Here is a 22,333-nt window from a genome sequence, read left to right on the forward strand (position 1 = left end):
TTCTCAGGCGCGTTTGGCGCGACGTTCAGCAATAAATGCCACCAGGAAGAGAGCGCCAATCAGGTCAAAGAACCCCATGGCGATAAACAGCGGGTTGAAGCCGATTTTGTCGGCGGTCACCCCGATTAATAACGAGAACAGGAAGCTGGCAATCCAGGCGGCGGAACCGCGCATCCCGTTGACGGTCGCCATCTGGCCTTTATCAAACGACTCCACCACCAGCGCGCTCAGCATGCAGGAGATAATCTGATGGCCGAAGCCGCCGATGGAGATCAGCACGATGGTGATGTAGGGGTCGCGGGTGATGGCGACGAGAGCCAGCGAAATCATCAGGAAGGCGCCGGTCACCGAACTGGCGACCACCGAGTTCACACGGGTACAGCCGAACCAGCGGGTGTACAGTCTGGTCAGATAGCCGCTGACGACGCTGCCGAGGTCGGCGGCGAGAAACGGCAGCCAGGCGAACATGGCAATCTGTTTCAGGTCCATTCCGTGCTCTTTAGCGAGGTACAGCGGGACCCAAAAGCTCAGTACCGCCCAGGCCGGCTCGGCCATGAAAGCCGGAATCGCAATACCGTAAAAGCGCTTATTTTTCGAGACGGTTTTTAGCGCCGTGAAGAACGGCAGCTTCACCGCCGGCGGTTCATTGTCCTGACGAATGAAGGTCAGTTCGCTTTTGCCGAGGTTCGGATGTTTTTCAGGATTGTTATAAAACACCCACCACAGCACGACCCACAGCAGCGCCAGTACCCCGGTAAACATAAACGCGCCCTGCCAGCCGAAGGAGGCATGGGCAAAGTAGATAATCGGCGGCGCCAGCATCGCGCCAATCGAGAAGCCGACGCCAGCCCAACCGGCGGCGATCGGACGTTCCGATTTCGGGAACCATTCGCCGATGGTTTTGGCGTTTGCCGGCGTGGCGGCGGCTTCCGCACCGCCCATAAAGAAGCGCAGGATAGCCAGGTGCAGCCAGCTACCGGCACCCGCGTGAGCGATACAGGCAATGGCCCACAGCGTGGCGCAAATCATAAAGCCGAGCTTCAGGCCGATGACGTCGATAAGCCAGCCGCACAGCGGTTGGAAAACGGTGTAGGCCAACTGAAACGCGCCGACAATCCACGAATACTGTTCGGTGGTGATGCCGAGCGAGACTTTCAGTTCCGGGGCGATAATCCCCAGAGAGTTGCGTGTGATGTAGTTGACGGTGACGCCGAGTAAAAAAAGGACCAGCATCCACCAGCGCAGATTTTTTACCACCCGCCGGGATTTGCTGGCGGTGATATCGTTGTTGAGGCCTTGACTCATAGAACTCTCCACAAGATTTTTAATGTAGGGTAATGACCGGCTCGCGCAACGAGTTGTCATACCGGTTCCTGTAATATTTTGAATAATATCGTTTTATTTCTTCTTATATCCGGGTAACTAGTATGGAAGTTATCGGACCAATTCAGGTTAGGCGAGAAAACCGGCGGGCAGTAGCGTTATTTATGAAAGTTTTTTCATAAGATGGCGAAATGCTCACTGAAGAGGCACTCATTTCCTTGGTAATCTGGATTTACAGATGATGAAAATTCTTTCATTTTGAAGATGGAGCTGGATCACAAAATGGATAAAAAGCTAAAAATAGCCGAGATCGCCAGCCGGACCGGGATGTCGGCGAGCACGGTTTCCAGAGTGCTGGCAGGAAAAGCGAACACCAGCGAGAAGGCCCGGCGGGCCGTGCTGACGTGCGCGCGAGAAATGGGGGTGCTGGAAGGCATCGCCGCCGGGCGTATGCTGCTCAATAGCCTGGTGGTCTTTGCGCCGCAGCGGGCGTTTGATGAACGTTCTGATATCTATTACTACCGGGTTATTCAGAGCATCCACCACGCGCTGGCCGTCCATGAGGTGCGCCTGCGAACCTGCGCGCTGGAAGAGAACGACAGCGATGCCAATCAGTTCCTGGCCCGTATGAACGAACCGGAAACCGAAGCGGCGATCCTGCTGGGGATTGACGATCCGCATATTCACGATCTGGCGGTAGATCTGGCGAAACCCTGCGTGCTGCTCAACTGCCGCGACGAAGCGATGCGCCTCTCCTCCATTGCGCCGGATCATCGGCTGATCGGCCAGTTTGCCGCGCAGTATCTGTTTGAGATGGGGCATCAGGCGGTGCTGAATGTGATGTGCCTGCGCCGTTACACCATGGATCTGAGGCTGGCAGGTATCAAAGAGGCCTGGCGGATGCGCAACCTGCATTTCACCGATGGGCGCGACCTGCTTACGGTCGCCAGTTTTAGCGCCAGGGACAGCGAACAGCGGGTGGGGGAGTGGCTCGACGCGCGGGCAGGCAAACCGCTGCCAACGGCCTTTTTGGTCGGCGGAGATTTTATGGTCGCCGGGACGGTGAGCGCGCTGCAAAAGCGCGGGCTGCGGGTGCCGCAGGATATTTCGGTGATGAGTATCGACGGTTTCAACCTGGCCGCCATTCAGGATGTGCCGCTGACTGCGGTCCACGTCCCGCGTGACGAGCTGGGGACGGAAGCGGTGCATCTGCTTCAGCAGCGGCTGATTCGCCCGGATGCGCCGCGCGGCTCGCTGCTGCTGAACGGCACGCTGGTGGTACGGGACTCGGTCAGGCGGATACGCTCCGGTAACCGTCTGACCACGGTTGCGCAGGCCGGACTCTACGACGACTAGACGACGATGCCCAGCGCCCGTTTGCCATGAATATTGAGATCGTCGAGGGTAAAGCGATCCTGCCAGTCGGTCTCATAATCTTCACGAGGGAAGTCCCCCGGCGAAGCGCCGTTTTCCAGCGCCAGCTTGACCTTCTGCGCATAGGCGAGGTTTTTCTCGCACATCGGCGCGGCGGGAATGTACATCACATTGCCCCAGCCCTGCTGGTTTTCCACCGGCGCCACCGAGTGGATAACATCGCAGTGCCACCATACCGAATCACCGGCATTGAGCGCCGGGATAGAACTGAGCGCTTTGATCAGCAGCGGATGCCATTTCCCGGAAACCGGCAGCACTTTCCCCGGCGCCACGCCGCACAGCTCATCGTCCGGCACATCGTCCAGCAGCGGGCGCAGCAGAACATACGCCATCGCCTCCGGAATCGGCACTACGTGCAGCAGCCCCTGATCGGGAATCATATCCGAGAGCGCGGTCCAGCCCTGGAAAGTCCGGAAGACGGAGCATTTGGTGGTGTTGTCGACGGTGTACTCTTCGACTTCGGTACGGTGCGCCGCATCCCACGGATCATAGGCATCAATATTGCCGTTAAAGACGTTGGCGAAGACGCGCTGATAGGCCGGCAGCAGCCAGCGCTCCAGCGCGCCGGAATCGGTGTGTGCGCCCAACCCTTTCGAGGTGGTTCCCGGCGGGCGGCGGCGGATGCGATCCGGATAGATAACGCTTACGTCCGGGTCGAACCACTGCTTGCCATCATGGTTAAAGGTCCACAGGTGGTTGAGGAAGGACTGTACGGCCGCCATCTCATCGCTCTGGCGCGCCTGCATCTGCGCCTGTGACCAGTAGATCGGGTAAATCTCCGGGCGTGAAGCGTCAAGTGAGCCGAAGAAGGTATCGCCCGGGCCTTTGTAGACATCGTCGAAATGGTTACGGTCGAGATATTCAAGCATCGCGTTATCCCAGGCCAGCGCCCGTTCACGCGAGAAGTGGCCTTTGATGACCGCGCAGCCGCGACGCTTAATGGCCTCGCGCTGGGCGTCACTGACTTTCCCTTGCGCGATATCGCTGAACGGGATCACCGGCCAGACATCCTCGCCGCGGGCTTTCAACGCCTCAATCTCTTCCAGGCGGGCGCTAATCTTTGCGCTGAGGCGATCGAATACCGCCTGCACATCGCCGATTTGCGCGCGCAGATGCTGTTTCATTTGACGAATCGCCGATTTGTGGTCGGCGGGTAATGTTTCGTGGGTGTAGATAGCAGCCATGGTGACCTCACTCAGCTTTCATCTTTCATTCGAAAGTATTAAATCTTACAAGCGTTAATTTAGGTTAAATTTAAGTTAATGCAAGTTTAAAAATCAGAGGGGGCGCACAAAATGAAAAAACCGGGACAGGAGGCCCCGGTCAGCGGTCAGCAGGAGAAGGGCGGCGTCTTATCGAGTACGGCCTGAATGACCTTCAGCGCGCCGTGATGGTTGTTATCGTCGGTCGTGTAATCGGCGATAGCTTTAATGCTTGCGGCGGCATTGCCCATGGCGAAAGCGTATTTCACCAGCTTCAGCATTTCCGCATCGTTGCCGCTGTCGCCGATGGCGACGCACTCCTGCGGCGAAAGCTGCCAGCGTTTGAGCAGGCGGCTGATGCCGTTCGCTTTATGCAGGCCGGGAATGATTAAATCAACGAAGCCGAAACCGCTGGTCACGGGCTTCATAATGCCATCGAGCGAAACGTGCAGTTTATCGATAAGCTGCGGGATATCGCTATCGGGCAGATTCAGCGAGAATTTGAACAGAGTGTCGTTAATGTTCTGATAATCGCTGATTCGCTGCAGGCGATGATAGTGTTTTGCCATCAGGGCAACGAAAGCGTCGGGCGCCTTGTCGCTGACGTAGGCGCTCTCCAGGCCACAGGCGACGAAGTTCAGCTGGCTGTCTTTCAGCAGCTCGCCAATCACCACCTGGGATTCATGGCGGGTCAGCTCGCCGTGGAACAGCTGTTGGCCGTGTTCGTACACCAGCGCACCGTTCTCGGCGACAAAAGAGATCTGCTCGCGAATTTCCGGGAAAAAAGAGATCAGCTGATAGTACTGGTTGCCGCTGGCGACAACAAATTCAATACCCTGCTGCTGAAGCTGCGCGAACTGCGCGAGAAAACGCGGGCGATCGTACTGCCTGGCGTCATTGAGAAAAGTTCCGTCCATATCGGTGACGATAACTTTAACGGTCATAACAGATGCTCCTGGCTAACTTTGACCAGTAACATTCTAATTACAATGTGACCTGAAGCACAAATTTATTTCGAATGAAAGTTTGCGTTGCCTTATGTGCAGGAGAAAATCCCCGGGTGGCGGCGTAAACGCCTTACCCGGGCTACGGCCCGCAGAGGGCGGTGAACCCGTAGCCCGGCTAAGCGCAGCGCCAGCCGGGGGGTAGTTGCGGCATATGTCCGGTACGGGCGATATTCTCGTCCCCGGGTGGCGGCGTAAACGCCTTACCCGGGCTACCGTCCCGCAGAGGGGTGTGAACCCGTAGCCCGGCTAAGCGCAGCGCCAGCCGGGGGTTTTGCTTGCGGCGGATGTCCGGTACGGGCGATGCTCTTTTCCCGGGTGGCGGCGTAAATGCCTTACCCGGGCTACCGGCCCGCAGAGGGCGGTGAACCCGTAGCCCGGCTAAGCGCAGCGCCAGCCGGGGTTTGCTTGCAGCGGATGTCCGGTACAGGTGATGCTCTCGTCCCCGGGTGGCGGCGTAAACGCCTTACCCGGGCTACGGCCTGCAGAGGGCGGTGAACCCGTAGCCCGGCTAAGCGCAGCGCCAGCCGGGGGTTTTGCTTGCGGCGTATGCCCGGTACGGGCGATGCTCTCGTCCCCGGGTGGCGGCGTAAACGCCTTACCCGGGCTACCTTCCTGCAGAGGGCGGTGAACCCGTAGCCCGGCTAAGCGCAGCGCCAGCCGGGGGAGGACTTACAGCGTATGCTCGGTACGGGCGATGATATCGTCCTGGGCATCCGGCGACAGGGCGGTGAAGAACGCCGAGTATCCCGCTACGCGGACCACTAAATCACGATACTGGTCAGGGTGCTTCTTCGCTTCCAGCAGCGTCTCCCGCGATACGATGTTGTACTGGATATGCCAGCCTTTATGCACTTCGAAGAAGGTACGCAGCAGCACCATTAGTTTCTGCTTATCGGACTCGTTCTCCAGCGTCGCCGGGTTCAGCTTCTGGTTAAGCAGCACGCCGCCGAGAATCGACCCGGTCGGCAGCTTGCCGACGGAGTTGATGACCGCCGTCGGCCCCAGATGGTCGGTCCCGGAAGCCGGGCTGGCCCCTTCCGCCAGCGGCGAGTGCGCTTTACGTCCGTCCGGCGTGGCCATCGTCTGGGCACCAAACGGCACGTTCGCGGAGATGGACGAGGTACCGGCGTAATAGTTGCCGCCGATTGGACCGCGACCATAGCGCGGATTGCGGTACTGCTTCAGCTCATCGATATAGGTCTGGTACGCGCGCGCCAGCAGGGTATCCACGCTGTCATCATCGTTACCGTACTTCGGTGCGCCGTTGATTAAGCGCTGACGCAACTGCTCGTGGGTCAGGCCTTCAAAGTCTTCCGCCAGCGCTTTCGCCAACTGCTGCTGACCGATTGCCCCCTGCTCAAACACCAGCTTTTTCACGGCGACCAGGCTGTTGCCGAGGTTGGCAATACCGACCTGCAGACCGGAAACCCAATCGTATTTGGCGCCGCCTTGTTTAATGCTCTTCGCCCGCTCGATGCAGTCATCGACCAGCGCCGAGCACAGAATATCGTGGACGTTCTCTTCCAGCATGGTATCGACGACGTACTCAATCTCGATCGATTTGCGCGTGTAGTAGCGGATCTGAGTATCCCAGTCTTCCAGCACCTGCTCGAAGCGGGTGAAGTTGCCTTTCGACAGCGCGTGCTCCTGCGGCAGGAACACCTGACCGCTGGTGGCGTCGCGGCCGCCTTCCAGGGCAGCGAGCATCACGCGGGCGAAGTTGATAAAGCTCATTCCGGTGCAGCGATAGCCCCACTTGCCGCCGACGGCGGTTTCGATGCAGCCGATAGCCGCGTAGTCGTAGGCATCCTGCGGTTCGATGCCGAGTTTGATGAATTCCGGAATAACGATTTCGTCGTTATTAAACGCCGGCATCCCGAAGCCGCAGCGAATGACCTGGACACAGGCGTCAAGGAAGTCGTTACTCATACCGGCGTGGTAGCGCACGCTGAGGTTCGGCTGGGTGGAGCGCAGACGGCCGCAGGATTCGAGAATCGCCCACGAGAGCGGGTTCACCGCATCCTGCGCCTTGCCGTTCACCAGGTTCTGGCCGCCGATGGTCACGTTCTGGTATAGCGGGCTGCCTGCGGAGGCTTTCGAGTGCGAGCCGGAGCGAATTTTGTTCACTTCCAGCAACTTCAGCCAGCAGCTGTGCAGCAGCTCAATTGCCTGTTCGCGCGCCAGCGACTGTTGCAGCTCGACGTCGCGACGGTAGTACGGGTAGAGGTACTGATCCATGCGGCCGAAGGAGACCGAATGACCGTTGGACTCGATCTGCAAAATGAGCTGAATGAAGTAGCACAGCTGTAGCGCCTGCCAGAACGTTTTTGGCGGTTGATGGGCGATAATGTCGCAGTTTTCGGCGATGGCCAGCAGCTCGTCGCGGCGCGTTTCGCGTGTCTCGGCGGCAGCCATGGTACGGGCCAGGCTGGCAAAGCGTCGGCAGTGCTCGCTCACCGCCGCCAGCACGATATCAATCGCTTTGAGGAACTGCTCACCGTGCAAATCTTCCAGCACCGTAAGGTTGATGCGCGAGCGGCGCTCGGCCACTTTGGCGCGCATGCCGTCGAGACCTTTTTCCAGCAACAGCGGATAGTTGACCGCAAGGTGAGCGTCACCGGAGGTCATATTACCTTCCGCTTTAATAATGCCGGTGGCCAGCAGCGCTTTTTGCTCGTCGGTAAACATGCCGTAGCAACGATCCTGCACGGTCTGGCCGCGCCACCACGGGCAGATCGCATGCAGCACCCGCTTGTTCTCTTCGCTGACGGCGAAACCGGCCCCCGGACGATCGGCCAGATCATCGATCTCTTTTTCAATCCAGCTGACGGTATATTCCGGGAAGATCGGCGCGGCGCGGACTTCGCTTGCCTGGTTGCCGACGATCAGCTCGTCGTGTTTGATCCAGATAGTCCGCTCCGCCAGGTGATGGGCCAGCGCCAGTGCGCGGCGTACCGGGACAGGCTTATCCAGATGCTGCTGATAAGCGGCGGTGTAATGCTGTGCGCGCTCGGTGCATACCGGCGGCTTAACGATATGTACCAGCGCCATTTTATGCGCCTGAATGCGAGCGCTCAGCGTATCCAGTTTCAGGGTCGTCATGAGTTTATCCTCGTAAAGTAGCCGTTAAACCTTTGCTCTGAGCATAGTGCTGCGCGAAAGCGAGCAGCTCGGGGGCAGCAAGCGGTTTGTCCGGAGCGGTATAGGGCTGACTGAGTAACTGATATTTGTTCATTCCCAGCGTGTGGTACGGCAGGAAGTGAATCTCCTCGACCTTCAGACGGTCGGCGGCAAAATCGGTGATGGCGGTAATGGCGGCTTCATCGGCATTAAATCCCTGAATCAGCGGCACGCGGATGATGATTTTTTTCCCGGCCTGCGCCACGCGTTGCAGGTTATCCAGCACCCGGCGAGCGCTGCCGTCCGTCCACTGCTTGAAAATCGCTTCGTTCACGTGCTTCAGGTCGGCGAGAAACAGATCTACCCACGGCAGCGAAGGCGCAATATATTTCCACGGCACGTGCAGACAGGTTTCGACGGCGGTGTGAATACCGGCTTCATGACTGGCCCGCAACAGCTGCTGCGCCAGCTCAGGGTTCATAAACGGCTCACCGCCCGAGAGGGTAACGCCGCCGCCGCTGCGGTCGTAGAATGGTTTATCGCGCAGTACCGTGGTCATAATCTCCTCCACCGACTGCTCTTCGCCGCAGGCGGTGAGTGCGGTGGTCGGGCAGCATTCGCGCAGCCGCGCATAGTGGTCATCGGTGAGCTTTTCGCGCTGGATAATCAGGCCATCCAGCTTGCGGGTTATCACCTCCGGCGCCGCCTGCTGGCACAGATCGCAGCCGTCGAGACACAGACGAGCGTCATACAGCAGATCCGCCGTGCGGGAACGACTTTCCGGATTCTGACACCAGCGGCAACCCAGCGAGCAGCCTTTAAGGAAGACGACGGTGCGAATTCCCGGGCCGTCGTGGGTTGAATAGCGCTGAATGTTGAAGATCATATCGAGCCCTCTTTCTGCATATGAAGATTAAATTACTTTCGAATGAAAGTTGCCTTGATGCAAATCAACAAGCAGAACGGATACGATCGGGGAGAACAGGGAAAGGTGTCGCGGGTCACAGATTATCCGGCGACGGTTGCCGCCGGGGAAGATTAATGGCTTGCGCACACCTCGCACTGCGGGTTACGCGGTAGCTTCATTTCACGGAACTGGCAGGTCATCGCGTCGTAGATAACGATTTTGCCTGCCGCCGGCGTGCCGTAGCGGCTGAGTACTTTAATCGCTTCCATCGCCTGTAACGCGCCGATGACACCGACCAGCGGCGCCATCACCCCCGCCTCAACGCAGGTGAGGGCATTGTCGCCGAACAGACGGCTCAGGCAGCGATAGCACGGCTCTCCCTCCCGCCAGGTAAAAACGCTGATCTGGCCTTCCATGCGAATCGCCGCGCCGGAAACCAGCGGCGTTTTGTGGCGGAAGCAGCCGGCGTTAAGCTGGTTGCGGATAGCGACGTTATCGGTACAGTCGAGCACCAGGTCATGGGCGGCGATCTGCGCCCACAAGGCCTCTTCTTCCAGCACAGCATTCAGCGTCGTGAGCTGTACGTGCGGGTTGATGCGTGCCAGCGCGTCGCGCGCGGAGTCGACCTTCGGCTGGCCGAGGGTCGCATCGCTGTGCAGCGTCTGGCGCTGCAGGTTGGAGAGCGACACGGTGTCGAAATCCAGCAGCGTGAGCTGACCGACGCCCGCTGCCGCCAGATACTGCGCCGCCGCGCAGCCGAGCCCGCCGAGGCCAACCACCAGCACCCGCGAGGCTTTCAGCCGCTCCTGGCCGTCAAAGTCGAAATCGCGCAGGATGATTTGACGGTTGTAGCGCAGCATCTCCTCATCGCTCAGTTCGACCGCCATTACAGCCCCCCGAACAGATGGTTAAAGGGTTCGACTTCAACCCATTCGCCTGCTTCAACGGCGCCGCGTTCGCGTTCAAGGACGATAAAACAGTTGCCGATACTGAAAGAACTGAAGATATGCGACCCCTGATGACCGGTCGATTCAACCACCAGTTCACCGTCCGGATTGCGTCGCAGCACGCCGCGCTGGAAGTCGAGACGGCCCGGGGATTTCTTCAGCCGCGTAGCGGCGCGAACGCGCAGGCGCATCGGCTGAGCCTGGCTGCTGTTACCCGCCAGTTTTGCCAGCAGCGGCTGCACCAGCTGATAGAAGGTGAGGGTGGCGGACACCGGATTACCCGGCAGGCCGCAAAACCAGCTGTTGCTCAGTTTTCCGAAGGCAAAAGGTTTACCCGGCTTGATGGCCAGCTTCCAGAAGCCGATTTCGCCCAGCTCTTCGAGTATCGTTTTGGTGTAGTCCGCTTCGCCGACGGAGACGCCGCCGGAGCTAATCACCACGTCAGCCTGCCGGTCGGCCTCGATAAACGCCTCGCGCAGTCGGGCCGGGTCGTCAGGGATGATGCCGAGGTTAATCACCTCGCAGCCCAGTTGCTCCAGCATCAGATGGACGGCGAGGCGGTTGGTATCGTAAATTTGCCCGTCGCCCAGCGGCTGGCCCGGCAGCTGCAGTTCATCCCCGGTCGAGAACACCGCGACGCGCACTTTGCGCACCACCGCAACCTCGGCAATTCCCAGCGAAGCGAGCACCGGCAGTTCGGCGACGGTAAGCGGGGTTCCTGCCGGGAAGACCACGGCGCCATCGGCGATATCTTCCCCACGGCGGCGAATGTTTTGCCCGGCTTTGACCGGCGCGACGAAGCGGATGCCCTCTTCGCTCTGCTCCGTCTCTTCCTGCATCACCACCGCGTTGCAGCCTGGCGGAACCGGCGCCCCGGTCATGATGCGAATACAGCTTCCCGCAGGCCAGAGCGCGTGGAACGGCTGTCCGGCGAACGCTTTACCCGCAACCGGCAGCGCCGCGCCGCCGGCGAGGTCGGCCAGACGGACGGCATACCCGTCCATCGCCGAGTTATCAAACCCAGGGACGTCCAGCGGCGAAATGAGATCATGGGCGGTTACGCGCGAAAAGGCCTGCAACAGCGGGACGGTTTCCACCGCGCTGAGCGGTGTAATTCGATTGAGCATCTGAGTCAGGGCTGTGTCGAGCGGCATCAGTCCGGCGGTAAAATCCATGGGCTTCTCCTGCGGGCAAATCATCGAAAACACCTATTATGACAGAAAAGCGCTGACGGCTATATGCCTCCACGGTACGGGGTTTACACCGCACCCGGCGTTTTCTATATTCAAAAATTGTATAGGACAGTCAGCACGATAATGATATTTATACATAAAATCATCCTCGATACGTCAGGAGTACAGCTGGAAAAGAGCGGGTTATCCGTCGCCAGTCAGAAGCGGTTTGCAGGACGTATCAAGACACTTTATCGCTAAGGGATCGCTGAATGGGCAAGGCGGTGATAGCAATTCATGGCGGGGCGGGGGCGGTTACGCGCTCAGCCCTGACGCCGGAACGGGAACGACAGTACGTGGCGGCGCTTTCAGCGATCGTCGATAGCGGGCAAAAAATGCTGGCGGCAGGCGCCAGCGCGCTGGATACGGTGACGGAAGCGGTGCGGCTGCTTGAGGAGTGTCCGCTGTTTAACGCGGGTATCGGATCGGTCTTTACCCGCGACGCAACCCATGAACTGGATGCCTGCGTGATGGACGGTAACCGGCTGCAGGCCGGGGCGGTCGCCGGGGTAAAGCATTTGCGTAATCCGGTGCTTGCCGCGCGAATGGTGCTGGAACAAAGTCCGCACGTGCTGCTGATTGGCGAGGGAGCGGAAGCGTTTGCCGTCTCCCATGGCATGGACCGGGTCGGGAACCATCTGTTTTCGACCACCGAACGGTTACTTCAGTTGCAACAGGCTCAGGCCGCCGATGAGATTGTGCTCGATCATCAAGCCGCGCCGCTCGATGAGCGCCATAAGATGGGGACCGTCGGCGCGGTGGCGCTGGATTTGGCCGGTAATCTGGCGGCGGCGACCTCGACCGGCGGCATGACCAATAAGCTCCCCGGCCGCGTCGGCGACAGCCCGTTACCGGGAGCCGGTTGCTATGCCAATAACGCCAGCGTCGCCGTCTCCTGCACCGGAACCGGCGAAGTGTTTATGCGCACGCTGGCGGCCTACGATATTGCGGCGCTGATGGAGTACGGCAATCTCAGCCTGTATGAGGCCTGTGAGCGGGTGGTGATGGAAAAACTACCGGCGCTCGGCGGCAGCGGTGGCCTGATTGCCATCGACAGAGAAGGCAACGTGGTTCTGCCATTTAACAGCGAAGGCATGTATCGGGCCTGGTGCTATGCCGGGGATACGCCGACGATTGGTATTTATCGGGAATAGGGGGACGCACGTTGTCGCATAGTCAAGAAATCGACGCCGATGATGTTCTGGTGGTACGCGATCTGAACGTGGCGTTTCGCCAGCAGCAGGAGCGGTTTTCCGCGGTGCGGCAGCTGTCGTTTACCCTGCGACGGGGCGAAACGTTAGCCATCGTCGGCGAATCGGGTTCGGGAAAATCCGTCACCGCGCTGGCGCTGATGCGCCTGCTTGATAGGGCGGTAAGCGAGGTCAACAGCGGGGCGCTGTGGCTGCGCCGCCGCAACCATCAGGTCGTCTCCCTGAGCGAGCAGTCAGCCGCAGGAATGCGCAGCGTGCGCGGGGCGGACATGGCGATGATTTTCCAGGAGCCGATGACCTCGCTCAATCCGGTGTTTACTATCGGAGAGCAGATTGCCGAATCTATTCGTTTGCACCAGGGGCTGGGGCATGATGCGGCGCTGCGCGAAGCGAAGAAAATGCTCGATCAGGTGCGGATCCCCGAGGCGGAAACGATGCTCTCGCGCTACCCCCACCAGCTTTCCGGCGGAATGCGCCAGCGGGTGATGATCGCGATGGCGCTCTCTTGTCGGCCAGCGGTTCTGATTGCCGATGAGCCAACGACGGCGCTGGATGTGACTATCCAGGCGCAGATTCTCCGGCTCATTGCCGTGCTGCAAAAAGAGATGGCGATGGGGGTAATTTTTATTACTCACGATATGGGGGTGGTCGCCGATATCGCCGATCGGGTACTGGTGATGTACCGCGGAGAAGCGGTGGAGAGCGGCACGGTGGAGGCTATCTTCCGCGCGCCGCAGCATCCCTACACTCAGGCGCTGCTGGCCGCCGTCCCGCGGCTCGGGTCGATGCGCGGCAGCGATCTGCCGCGTCATTTTCCGTTATTACAGCAGCCCGCCCCCGATGAGGGGGAACAGAATACCGTCGTCGTCGGCGAGCCGATTCTTAAAGTGCGCGATCTGGTGGCGCGTTTTCCGCTGCGCAGCGGCATTCTGAATCGCGTCACCCGCGAAGTCCACGCGGTGGAGAAGGTCAGCTTTGATTTGTGGCCAGGAGAGACCCTCTCTTTGGTCGGCGAGTCCGGCTGCGGGAAGTCAACCACCGGCCGGGCGTTGCTGCGGCTGGTGGCGACGCAGGGCGGGACGATAGTCTTTAACGGCGAACGGATTGATACGCTGGCAACCAGCAAACTTCAGGCGCTGCGCCGCGATATCCAGTTTATTTTCCAGGATCCGTTTGCCTCGCTCGACCCGCGACAAACCGTGGGCTATTCGATTATGGAGCCGCTGCGCGTACATGGCATGGCGGAAGGAGAGGAGGCGCGAGCGCGCGTTGCCTGGCTGCTGGAGCGGGTCGGTTTGCAACCGGAACATGCCTGGCGCTATCCGCACGAGTTTTCCGGCGGCCAGCGCCAGCGTATTTGCATCGCCCGCGCGCTGGCGCTCAATCCGAAAGTGGTGATTGCCGACGAGGCCGTGTCCGCGCTGGATGTTTCCATCCGCGCGCAGATTATTAATCTGATGCTCGATTTACAGCGCGAAATGGGCATTGCATTCCTGTTTATTTCACATGATATGGCGGTGGTTGAACGCATCAGCCATCGCGTGGCGGTGATGTATCGTGGGCGCATTGTCGAGATAGGCCCGCGGCGCGCCGTGTTTGAAAACCCGCAGCACCCTTATACCCGCAAATTGATGGCCGCCGTACCGGTCGCCGACCCGACGCATCGTCATCCGCAGCGCGTACTGCTCTCTGACGAACTGCCGGGCAATATCTATAAACGCGGGGCCGAGGTTAGCAGCATGCCGTTACAACAGGTAGGGCCGGGCCATTTTGTCGCCACGGAACCCGTCGCCGACGTGCTGGGAAGATAACAACGACATCAACAGTACAGCCTTTCAGGAGAACAACATGACACAACGTGTATTACGCAGAGGGTTGCTGGCGCTGGTCGTCACGTCAGCGCTGGCGGCAAGCCCGGCTTTTGCCGCGAAAGACGTGGTCGTGGCGGTCGGCTCTAACTTTACGACCCTCGATCCGTATGATGCCAATGACACCCTGTCCCAGGCCGTCGCCAAATCGTTCTATCAAGGGCTGTTTGGCCTGGATAAAGAGATGAAGCTGCAAAATGTGCTGGCGGAGAGCTACACCATCTCGCCGGACGGACTGGTTTACACCATCAAACTCCATTCCGGGGTCAAGTTCCAGGACGGCACCGACTTTAACGCCGAGGCGGTGAAGGCTAACCTCGACCGCGCCAGCAATCCTGATAATCACCTCAAGCGCTACAACCTGTATAAAAATATCGCCAGTACCGAAGCCGTTGATCCGACGACGGTGAAAATCACCCTCAAGCAGCCGTTCTCGGCGTTCATCAATATCCTGGCACACCCGGCCACGGCGATGATCTCTCCGGCGGCGCTGAAAAAGTACGGCAAAGAGATAGGCTTCCATCCGGTGGGAACCGGGCCATATAAGCTGGACACCTGGAATCAGACCGATTTCGTGAAGGTGACGAAGTTTGCCGGTTACTGGCAGCCGGGCCTGCCGAAGCTGGACTCGATAACCTGGCGTCCGGTGGTGGATAACAACACTCGCGCGGCGATGCTGCAAACCGGCGAAGCGCAGTTCGCTTTCCCCATCCCTTATGAGCAGGCGCCGCTGCTGGAAAAAAACAGCAAGCTGGAGCTGGTGGCCAGCCCGTCTATCATGCAGCGTTACATCAGCATGAACGTGACGCAAAAGCCGTTCGATAACCCGAAAGTCCGCGAAGCTATCAACTACGCCATCAACCGCCAGGCGCTGGTCAAAGTGGCGTTCGCGGGCTATGCGACGCCGGCCACCGGCGTCGTACCGCCATCTATCGCCTATGCCGAGAGCTTCAAACCGTGGCCGTATGATCCGGCGAAAGCCCGCGAGCTGCTGAAAGAGGCCGGTTTCCCTAACGGTTTCAGCACCACGCTGTGGTCATCGCATAACCACAGTACCGCGCAGAAAGTGCTGCAGTTCACCCAGCAGCAGCTGGCGCAGGTGGGGATTAAGGCCCAGTTGACGGCGATGGATGCCGGGCAGCGTGCGGCGGAAGTTGAGGGGAAAGGGCAGAAAGAGAGCGGGGTGCGGATGTTCTACACCGGCTGGTCGGCTTCAACCGGCGAAGCTGACTGGGCGCTGTCACCGCTGTTTGCTTCGCAAAACTGGCCGCCAACCCTGTTCAACACCGCGTTTTATAGCAATCCGCAGGTGGATAAAGATCTGACGGAGGCGCTGAAAACTACCGACGTGAAAGAAAAAACGCGGCTCTATAAAGAGGTGCAGGAGACTATCTGGAAAGAGTCCCCGTGGGTGCCGCTGGTAGTGGAAAAACTGGTCTCGGCGCACAGCAAAAATCTGAGCGGTTTCTATATCCAGCCGGATACCGGGTTTAGCTTCGAACAGGCGGATTTAGCCCAGTGATGGACGGGACTCAGCCCCTCTCCCGCAGCGGGAGAGGAAGATGGCGTTCATGCTCGTCAGCGGCCGATGGGGATGCCAGCAAGGGGGGACGATGCTCAATTACGTGATTAAGCGTCTGCTGGGGCTGATTCCCACGCTGCTGATTGTGGCGGTGCTGGTGTTCCTGTTCGTGCATCTGTTGCCCGGCGATCCGGCGCGATTGATTGCCGGACCGGAGGCCGATGCGCAGGTGGTGGCGATGGTGCGCCAGCAGCTGGGGCTCGACCAGCCGCTGCACGTGCAGTTCTGGCACTATATCACCAGCGTAGTGCAGGGCGATTTCGGCACCTCGATGGCGTCGCGCCGCCCGGTCAGCAGCGAAATAGCCAGCCGGTTTATGCCGACGTTGTGGCTGACGCTGGCGAGCATGAGCTGGGCGGTGGTCTTCGGCATGGCGGCGGGCATTGCGGCGGCGGTGTGGCGTAATCGCTGGCCTGACCGGCTGGGGATGGCGCTGGCGGTGACCGGTATTTCGTTTCCGGCGTTCGCGCTCGGTATGCTGCTGATGCAGGTCTTCTCGGTGGAGCTGGGCTGGCTGCCGACGGTGGGCGCCGACAGCTGGCGGCACTATATTCTGCCTTCCCTGACGCTGGGGGCGGCCGTTGCGGCGGTGATGGCGCGTTTTACCCGCGCCTCTTTTGTCGATGTCCTGCACGAAGATTATATGCGCACCGCGCGCGCCAAAGGGGTCAGTGAGACCCGGGTGGTGCTGAAACACGGTCTGCGCAACGCCATGATCCCGGTGGTGACCATGATGGGGCTGCAGTTCGGTTTTTTGCTCGGTGGGTCGATAGTGGTCGAGAAGGTCTTTAACTGGCCAGGCCTTGGGCGACTGCTGGTGGATTCGGTGGAGATGCGTGACTATCCGGTCATTCAGGCGGAAGTCCTCCTCTTTTCGCTGGAATTTATTCTTATTAATTTAGTGGTGGATGTCCTGTACGCCGCCATTAACCCGGCTATCAGGTACAAGTAAGGTGCGATTGCTCAACTGGAGAAGGCAGGCGGTTATTAACGCCATGCCGGGAGTTAGGCCCGGACAAATACGCACGCCGTGGCGTGAGTTCTGGCGGCGATTTCGTCGTCAGCCGGTGGCGATGGGCGCCGGTATATTTGTCCTGCTGCTGATTGCGGTCGCGCTCGTGGCGCCGTGGATAGCGCCGTTCGATGCGGAAAACTATTTTGATTATGACCGGCTCAACGATGGCCCGTCGATGATGCACTGGTTCGGGGTAGATTCGCTCGGGCGCGATATTTTTAGCCGGGTGTTGGTTGGCGCGCAGATTTCGCTGGCGGCCGGCGTGCTGGCGGTGCTGATCGGCGCGGCGATCGGCACCGTGCTCGGTCTGCTGGCCGGGTATTATGAAGGCTGGTGGGATCGCATCATCATGCGCATTTGCGACGTGCTGTTCGCCTTCCCGGGGATCCTGCTGGCGATTGCGGTGGTGGCGGTGATGGGCAGCGGTATGTCGAATGTGATCATTGCGGTGGCGATTTTTTCGATCCCGGCGTTTGCCCGCCTGGTGCGCGGCAATACTCTGGTGCTCAAACAGCAGACCTTTATTGAATCGGCGCGTAGCATCGGCGCCAGCGATATGACGATTCTGTTCAGCCATATTTTGCCCGGTACGGTATCGTCGATCGTGGTCTATTTCACCATGCGTATCGGGGTGTCGATTATCTCCGCCGCCAGTCTCTCTTTCCTGGGGCTCGGGGCGCAGCCGCCGACCCCGGAATGGGGAGCGATGCTCAATGAAGCGCGGGCGGATATGGTGATAGCGCCGCACGTAGCGCTGTTCCCGGCGATTGCGATTTTCCTGACGGTGCTGGCGTTTAACCTGCTCGGGGACGGCCTGCGCGATGCGCTGGATCCGAAGATAAAGGGGTAGGGTGCGACTCCCCGGTGGCGCTGGCGCTTACCGGGGCTACGGATTGGTGCGGGTTAGTGCGGATGAGTGCGGTTTTGTCGCCCGTCTCGGGTGCGATGCGCTGGAGTCGGAGATAAAGGGATAAGGTGCTGTTCCCCGGTGGCGCTGCCGCTTACCGGGGCTACGGGTGAGTGCGGTTTGGTGCGGATATGAGAGCGGTTTGGCGGGGATGAGTGGGGTTTTGTCGCCCGGCTCGGGTGCGATGCGCTGGAGTCGAAGATAAAGGGATAAGGTGCTGTTCCCCGGTGGCGCTGCCGCTTACCGGGGCTACGGGTGAGGGCGGTTTGGTGCGGATGAGTGCGGTTTGGCGGGGATGAGTGGGATTTTGTAGCCCGGATCAGGCGCGTTAGCGCCGCAATCCGGGGATAAGAGGGCGTGGGATTAAACCCGGCTGCCCCACAGGTCGTATTCGTCGGCATGTTCGACTTTCACCCGGACGACATCGCCAGGTTTGACCTTCGTTTCGCCGTTCAGGTAGACCGCGCCGTCGATTTCCGGCGCATCGGCCATACTGCGGCCAATGGCGCCTTCTTCGTCCACTTCATCGATCAGTACCGTTATCTCGCGGCCGATTTTCTCCTGCAGGCGCTCGGCAGAGATCTGCTGTTGCAGCTGCATAAAGCGGTTCCAGCGCTCTTCTTTCACCTCTTCAGGCACCTGATCCGCCAGCTCGTTAGCGGTTGCGCCTTCAACCGGGCTGTACTTAAAGCAGCCTACGCGGTCAAGGCGAGCCTCTTTCAGGAAGTCGAGCAGCATCTGGAAATCTTCTTCCGTCTCACCCGGGAAGCCGACGATGAAGGTCGAACGCAGGGTCAGGTCAGGGCAGATTTCACGCCACTGTTTGATGCGCGCCAGCTGACGGTCGGCAGAACCCGGGCGTTTCATCAGTTTCAGAATACGCGGGCTGGCATGCTGCAGCGGGATATCCAGATATGGCAGAATTTTACCTTCCGCCATCAGCGGGATCACGTCATCAACGTGCGGGTACGGATAGACGTAGTGCAGACGGACCCAGATCCCCAGTTTCGCCAGCTCTTCACACAGGCTGACCATGCTGGTTTTTACCGGCGCGCCGTTGTGGAAACCGGTGCGGTGCTTCACATCGACGCCGTAGGCGGAGGTATCCTGAGAAATGACCAGCAGCTCTTTGACGCCGGCATCGGCCAGGCGTTTGGCTTCGGACAGCACTTCACCAATCGGACGGCTGACGAGGTCGCCGCGCATCGACGGGATAATGCAGAAGGTGCAGCGATGGTTACAGCCTTCGGAAATTTTCAGATAGGCGTAATGACGCGGCGTCAGCTTCACGCCCTGTTCTGGCACCAGGCTCAGGAACGGGTTGTGTTTAGGCTTCGGCGAATAGTGATGGACATGCTCCAGAACCTGCTCATAGCTGTGCGGCCCGGTTATCTCCAGCACTTTCGGATGTACTTCGCGAATCTGGTCTTCTTTCGCGCCCAGGCAGCCGGTCACAATAACTTTGCCATTTTCTTTTAACGCTTCGCCAATGGCTTCCAGGGACTCCTGAACGGCGCTGTCGATAAAGCCGCAGGTGTTGACGATAACCATATCGGCATTGTCGTAGGTGGGAACCACGTCATAACCTTCGGTACGCAGCTCGGTCAGGATGCGTTCTGAGTCGACGAGGTTTTTCGGGCACCCTAATGATATAAATCCAATCTTAGACATTTTTTGTACAATCATTGCTCAGGAAAACGTGGAGTATACATTATGCCGAAGCTGTTCAGCTATATCAGATGGTCAAGCGATCGTCTGGAGAAAGGGACGGCCAGCAACAGGCAGGACGCGGCGATAGAAGAACATTTTCGGCCATCAGCGGTACTTTTCCGGCGCCAGGCTATTTAGCAGCTCATGAGGCCGTTCACTGCGCTATTCAGTCAGCCAGCGGGCGGTGATTTCCCGTACTTTATTCCGCGTTCTGAACAGGTAAAAATCCAGGATGTCTGTCATGGCAGAATGCAGGAAGGAGATGGCGGGGACTTATTTTTGCGCATAAGACCCCGCGCATGACATTAATACCTTTCAGGGACAATCATATTATCCGGCACCGGGTGACGATGGTACTCAGGATTGCGTTTGCGCGGTGGGAGGGTAATGATATGACTTTCGCCTTCCTCGTACGGCACCTGATGCAGCAGATGGCTGATGCAGTTGAGCCGCGCCTTTTTCTTATCCACACCCTGAACCACCCACCAGGGCGCTTCCGGAATGTTAGTGCGCTCTAACATCACCTCTTTGGCTTCGGTGTAGTCCTCCCAACGACGACGGCTTTCCAGATCCATCGGGCTGAGCTTCCACTGCTTAAGCGGATCATGAATGCGGCTGAGGAAACGCAACTCCTGCTCATCATCGGTAATCGAGAACCAGTATTTGACAATCTGGATCCCGCTACGGGTCAGCATTTTCTCAAACTCCGGCACGCTGCGGAAAAACTCTTCGTACTCTTCGTCGCTACAAAACCCCATGACCCGCTCGACACCGGCGCGGTTGTACCAACTGCGGTCGAACAGCACCATTTCACCCGCCGCCGGCAGGTGGGCGATATAGCGCTGGAAATACCACTGGGTACGTTCACGGTCGTTTGGCGCAGGCAGCGCCGCCACGCGGCAGGTACGTGGATTCAGACGCTGGGTGATACGCTTGATCACGCCGCCTTTACCCGCCGCATCGCGCCCTTCGAAGATGATAACCAGCCGGTGGCCGGTGCGCATTACCCAGTCCTGCAGTTTCACCAGCTCCCCCTGCAGGTGCAGCAATTCACGGAAGTACTGTTTGCGCCAGGCTTTCTTCTGATCGCTGTCCACTTCCGCATCGTCAAAACGCAAATCGTCCAGCTCCATCTCCAGCTCTTCGTCATAGCTGTCGTAAAATTCCTGTAGCAGACGCTGGTTGAAGGTGTCGTCGCGATTAAATTCATGCATAGACATAATCGTTTTCCGTATTGGCCTGTTAGATGTTGGTGAAAATCCAGTAAAGCGTCGCCGACAGCAATACTGAAACGGGCAGGGTGAGCACCCATGCCATTAGCAGGTTGCGCAGGGTGGACATCTGCAGGCCGGAGCGGTTGGCCGCCATGGTGCCAGCGATGCCTGAGGACAGGACATGAGTGGTCGATACCGGCAGACCGAAGGCATCCGCCGCGCCAATGGTCGCCATGGCGACCAGTTCAGCGCTGGCGCCCTGAGCATAGGTCAGGTGGGATTTGCCGATTTTCTCACCGACCGTCACCACAATACGTCGCCAACCCACCATGGTGCCGAGACCGAGGGCGATAGCCACCACCACTTTCACCCAGAACGGGATAAAGCGGGTGGCGTTGTCCAGCTCGCTTTTCAGGGCGTCCAGGTTGTGCTGTGAACGGGTGGCGATTTGCAGCTGTTTCTCGGATTTCAAATGTTTGATGGTTTCCGACGCCAGGTACATATCGTTACGGGTGTTGGATACCGCCTGGGCCGGGATCTTGCTGACCGAACCGTACTGGCGGATCTGATCGCCGATGGCGCCAACCATCTGTGCCAGTGCCGGCATGACGTCCGGGGTCAGTTCGCTGGTACGTACGTAGCTGGTCAGGACCTCACGAGGCTGTACCTGATTCACCGCCGGGAATTGCTGCAGTAAATCGTTGCGGGTCACCTCAGCCAGCGCGGCCACCCGCGGAATTTGTTCCGGCGGCATCGAGCGGTTCAGAGCGTAAGCAATCGGCATGGTACCTACCAGGATAAGCATAATCAGCCCCATACCTTTCTGCCCGTCGTTGGAGCCGTGGGCGAAGGAGACGCCGGTACAGGTGAGGATCAGCAGACCACGGATCCACAGCGGAGGAGGCATGTCGCCCTTGGGAGAGGTGTACAGCTGGCGGTTTTTAACCAACGCCTTCATCACCAGCAGCAGCAGGGCGGCGAACACAAAGCCAATCGCCGGGGACAGCAGTAGCGCATAGCCCACTTTTATCGCCTGCGCCCAGTCGACGCCGCTGGTCCCGGTACGTCCGTGGATCAAGGCGTTAGCCACACCGACGCCAATAATGGAGCCAATAAGAGTGTGTGACGACGACGCCGGTAACCCAAGCCACCAGGTGCCGAGGTTCCAGATGATCGCCGAGAACAGCAGGGCATATACCATAGCGAAGCCGTTGCCGGTGCCAGCCTGCAGGATAAGCTCCACCGGCAGCAGCGAAATGATGCCGAAGGCTACCACTCCGCTGGACAGCAGCACGCCGAGGAAGTTGAAGAAACCGGACCAGATCACCGCCACCATCGGCGACAGCGAGTGGGTATAAATCACGGTCGCCACAGCGTTGGCGGTATCGTGAAAGCCGTTAACAAATTCAAAACCTAACGCTATCAGCAACGCTAATCCCAGCAGGAGAAAAGGGATGTAATCGGTGTATACCGCGCCAGCATCATTGACATCATTAAAGAGGTTTATCCCCGCAAACGCTATGCCGATCGCTAATAAAAAAACAAAAAAAAGAACAGTTAACCGACTGTTCTTTTGGTGTATTTTAGGAAGGCTGGCTGTAGCCTCTCCGTTAGATTGAATAGCGTTATTCTCGCTCATAAATTACCTTTTAAA

The 22,333-nt window shown here is 58.9% G+C and carries 16 protein-coding genes; 6 read left to right on the top strand and 10 right to left on the bottom strand.

The genetic code is table 11. The features are described from left to right. Positions 1–3: 3 nt before the first annotated feature. Entirely contained in the window at positions 4–1,305 is a 1,302-nt protein-coding gene (locus FNY10_RS02970; RefSeq protein ID WP_131047734.1) for an MFS transporter, read from the bottom strand. Between the two features lie 282 nt (positions 1,306–1,587). Between FNY10_RS02970 and FNY10_RS02975 the strand changes: the two genes are divergently transcribed. Further along, a complete protein-coding gene (locus tag FNY10_RS02975) occupies positions 1,588–2,679 on the top strand; it encodes a LacI family DNA-binding transcriptional regulator (RefSeq protein ID WP_160702557.1) in 1,092 nt (363 codons plus the stop codon). On the opposite strand, the gene FNY10_RS02980 is transcribed toward FNY10_RS02975, so the two are convergent. The 6 genes from FNY10_RS02980 to moeA form a co-directional block, all read right to left on the bottom strand. Further along, on the bottom strand, positions 2,676–3,941 hold the full coding sequence (locus FNY10_RS02980; protein ID WP_160701936.1) for a DUF1479 domain-containing protein: 1,266 nt from the start codon (positions 3,939–3,941) through the stop codon (positions 2,676–2,678). The two genes, FNY10_RS02975 and FNY10_RS02980, sit on opposite strands and share 4 nt — an antisense overlap. Positions 3,942–4,087: 146 nt before the next feature. Beyond that, positions 4,088–4,903 carry a Cof-type HAD-IIB family hydrolase gene (locus FNY10_RS02985; RefSeq protein WP_100684025.1) on the bottom strand — a complete coding sequence of 272 codons (816 nt, stop codon included), beginning with the start codon at positions 4,901–4,903 and terminating at the stop codon, positions 4,088–4,090. Between the two features lie 732 nt (positions 4,904–5,635). After that, positions 5,636–8,068 (bottom strand): formate C-acetyltransferase/glycerol dehydratase family glycyl radical enzyme, encoded by a 2,433-nt coding sequence (locus tag FNY10_RS02990; protein ID WP_141965033.1) that lies wholly within the window; start codon positions 8,066–8,068, stop codon positions 5,636–5,638. Between the two features lie 4 nt (positions 8,069–8,072). Beyond that, positions 8,073–8,972 carry a glycyl-radical enzyme activating protein gene (locus FNY10_RS02995; protein WP_160701934.1) on the bottom strand — a complete coding sequence of 300 codons (900 nt, stop codon included), beginning with the start codon at positions 8,970–8,972 and terminating at the stop codon, positions 8,073–8,075. A gap of 152 nt (positions 8,973–9,124) precedes the next feature. Continuing rightward, positions 9,125–9,880 (bottom strand): molybdopterin-synthase adenylyltransferase MoeB, encoded by a 756-nt coding sequence (moeB, locus tag FNY10_RS03000; RefSeq protein ID WP_160701932.1) that lies wholly within the window; start codon positions 9,878–9,880, stop codon positions 9,125–9,127. Next, positions 9,880–11,115 (bottom strand): molybdopterin molybdotransferase MoeA, encoded by a 1,236-nt coding sequence (moeA, locus tag FNY10_RS03005; RefSeq protein WP_160701930.1) that lies wholly within the window; start codon positions 11,113–11,115, stop codon positions 9,880–9,882. Before moeA ends, moeB begins: the two co-directional genes overlap by 1 nt. A gap of 269 nt (positions 11,116–11,384) precedes the next feature. On the opposite strand from moeA, the gene iaaA reads away from it, so the two are divergent. The 5 genes from iaaA (at position 11,385) to gsiD (ending at position 17,698) form a co-directional block, all read left to right on the top strand. After that, complete coding sequence (gene iaaA, locus FNY10_RS03010; RefSeq protein ID WP_100684020.1) at positions 11,385–12,326, top strand: beta-aspartyl-peptidase; 942 nt, start codon at positions 11,385–11,387, stop codon at positions 12,324–12,326. 11 nt (positions 12,327–12,337) lie between these two features. After that, entirely contained in the window at positions 12,338–14,194 is a 1,857-nt protein-coding gene (gene gsiA, locus FNY10_RS03015) for a glutathione ABC transporter ATP-binding protein GsiA (protein ID WP_160701929.1), read from the top strand. A 37-nt stretch (positions 14,195–14,231) separates the two neighbouring features. Next, on the top strand, positions 14,232–15,773 hold the full coding sequence (gene gsiB / locus FNY10_RS03020; RefSeq protein ID WP_100684018.1) for a glutathione ABC transporter substrate-binding protein GsiB: 1,542 nt from the start codon (positions 14,232–14,234) through the stop codon (positions 15,771–15,773). 91 nt (positions 15,774–15,864) lie between these two features. After that, positions 15,865–16,785, top strand: coding sequence for a glutathione ABC transporter permease GsiC (gsiC, locus tag FNY10_RS03025; RefSeq protein ID WP_100684017.1), 921 nt, complete (start codon positions 15,865–15,867; stop codon positions 16,783–16,785). 1 nt (position 16,786) lies between these two features. Beyond that, entirely contained in the window at positions 16,787–17,698 is a 912-nt protein-coding gene (gsiD, locus tag FNY10_RS03030; protein ID WP_160701927.1) for a glutathione ABC transporter permease GsiD, read from the top strand. A gap of 420 nt (positions 17,699–18,118) precedes the next feature. Here the strand turns inward: gsiD and rimO are convergent, their stop codons facing one another. From rimO to FNY10_RS03045, 3 genes are all read right to left on the bottom strand, one after another. Next, entirely contained in the window at positions 18,119–19,441 is a 1,323-nt protein-coding gene (gene rimO / locus FNY10_RS03035) for a 30S ribosomal protein S12 methylthiotransferase RimO (protein WP_191119332.1), read from the bottom strand. 329 nt (positions 19,442–19,770) lie between these two features. Then, positions 19,771–20,685, bottom strand: coding sequence for a polyphosphate kinase 2 (gene ppk2 / locus FNY10_RS03040; RefSeq protein ID WP_131047744.1), 915 nt, complete (start codon positions 20,683–20,685; stop codon positions 19,771–19,773). 22 nt (positions 20,686–20,707) lie between these two features. After that, the gene (locus FNY10_RS03045) at positions 20,708–22,318 is read right to left on the bottom strand and encodes an inorganic phosphate transporter (protein WP_131047745.1); all 1,611 of its coding nucleotides are present in this window, start codon (positions 22,316–22,318) and stop codon (positions 20,708–20,710) included. Positions 22,319–22,333 lie beyond the last annotated feature (15 nt).

Origin of the sequence: Klebsiella sp. Lac1 (assembly GCF_009825425.1) — a bacterium.
Classification (GTDB): Bacteria; Pseudomonadota; Gammaproteobacteria; order Enterobacterales; family Enterobacteriaceae; genus Klebsiella; species Klebsiella electrica.

Coding starts and splice junctions, on each gene's coding strand:
- gsiC (WP_100684017.1), top strand. CDS start 15,865: ATGCTCAATTACGTGATTAAGCGTCTGCTGGGGCTGATTCCCACGCTG.
- moeA (WP_160701930.1), bottom strand. CDS start 11,115: ATGGATTTTACCGCCGGACTGATGCCGCTCGACACAGCCCTGACTCAG.
- FNY10_RS02980 (WP_160701936.1), bottom strand. CDS start 3,941: ATGGCTGCTATCTACACCCACGAAACATTACCCGCCGACCACAAATCG.
- ppk2 (WP_131047744.1), bottom strand. CDS start 20,685: ATGTCTATGCATGAATTTAATCGCGACGACACCTTCAACCAGCGTCTG.
- FNY10_RS02975 (WP_160702557.1), top strand. CDS start 1,588: ATGGAGCTGGATCACAAAATGGATAAAAAGCTAAAAATAGCCGAGATC.
- FNY10_RS02995 (WP_160701934.1), bottom strand. CDS start 8,972: ATGATCTTCAACATTCAGCGCTATTCAACCCACGACGGCCCGGGAATT.
- FNY10_RS02970 (WP_131047734.1), bottom strand. CDS start 1,305: ATGAGTCAAGGCCTCAACAACGATATCACCGCCAGCAAATCCCGGCGG.
- rimO (WP_191119332.1), bottom strand. CDS start 19,441: ATGATTGTACAAAAAATGTCTAAGATTGGATTTATATCATTAGGGTGC.
- FNY10_RS02990 (WP_141965033.1), bottom strand. CDS start 8,068: ATGACGACCCTGAAACTGGATACGCTGAGCGCTCGCATTCAGGCGCAT.
- FNY10_RS02985 (WP_100684025.1), bottom strand. CDS start 4,903: ATGACCGTTAAAGTTATCGTCACCGATATGGACGGAACTTTTCTCAAT.
- moeB (WP_160701932.1), bottom strand. CDS start 9,880: ATGGCGGTCGAACTGAGCGATGAGGAGATGCTGCGCTACAACCGTCAA.
- gsiB (WP_100684018.1), top strand. CDS start 14,232: ATGACACAACGTGTATTACGCAGAGGGTTGCTGGCGCTGGTCGTCACG.
- FNY10_RS03045 (WP_131047745.1), bottom strand. CDS start 22,318: ATGAGCGAGAATAACGCTATTCAATCTAACGGAGAGGCTACAGCCAGC.
- iaaA (WP_100684020.1), top strand. CDS start 11,385: ATGGGCAAGGCGGTGATAGCAATTCATGGCGGGGCGGGGGCGGTTACG.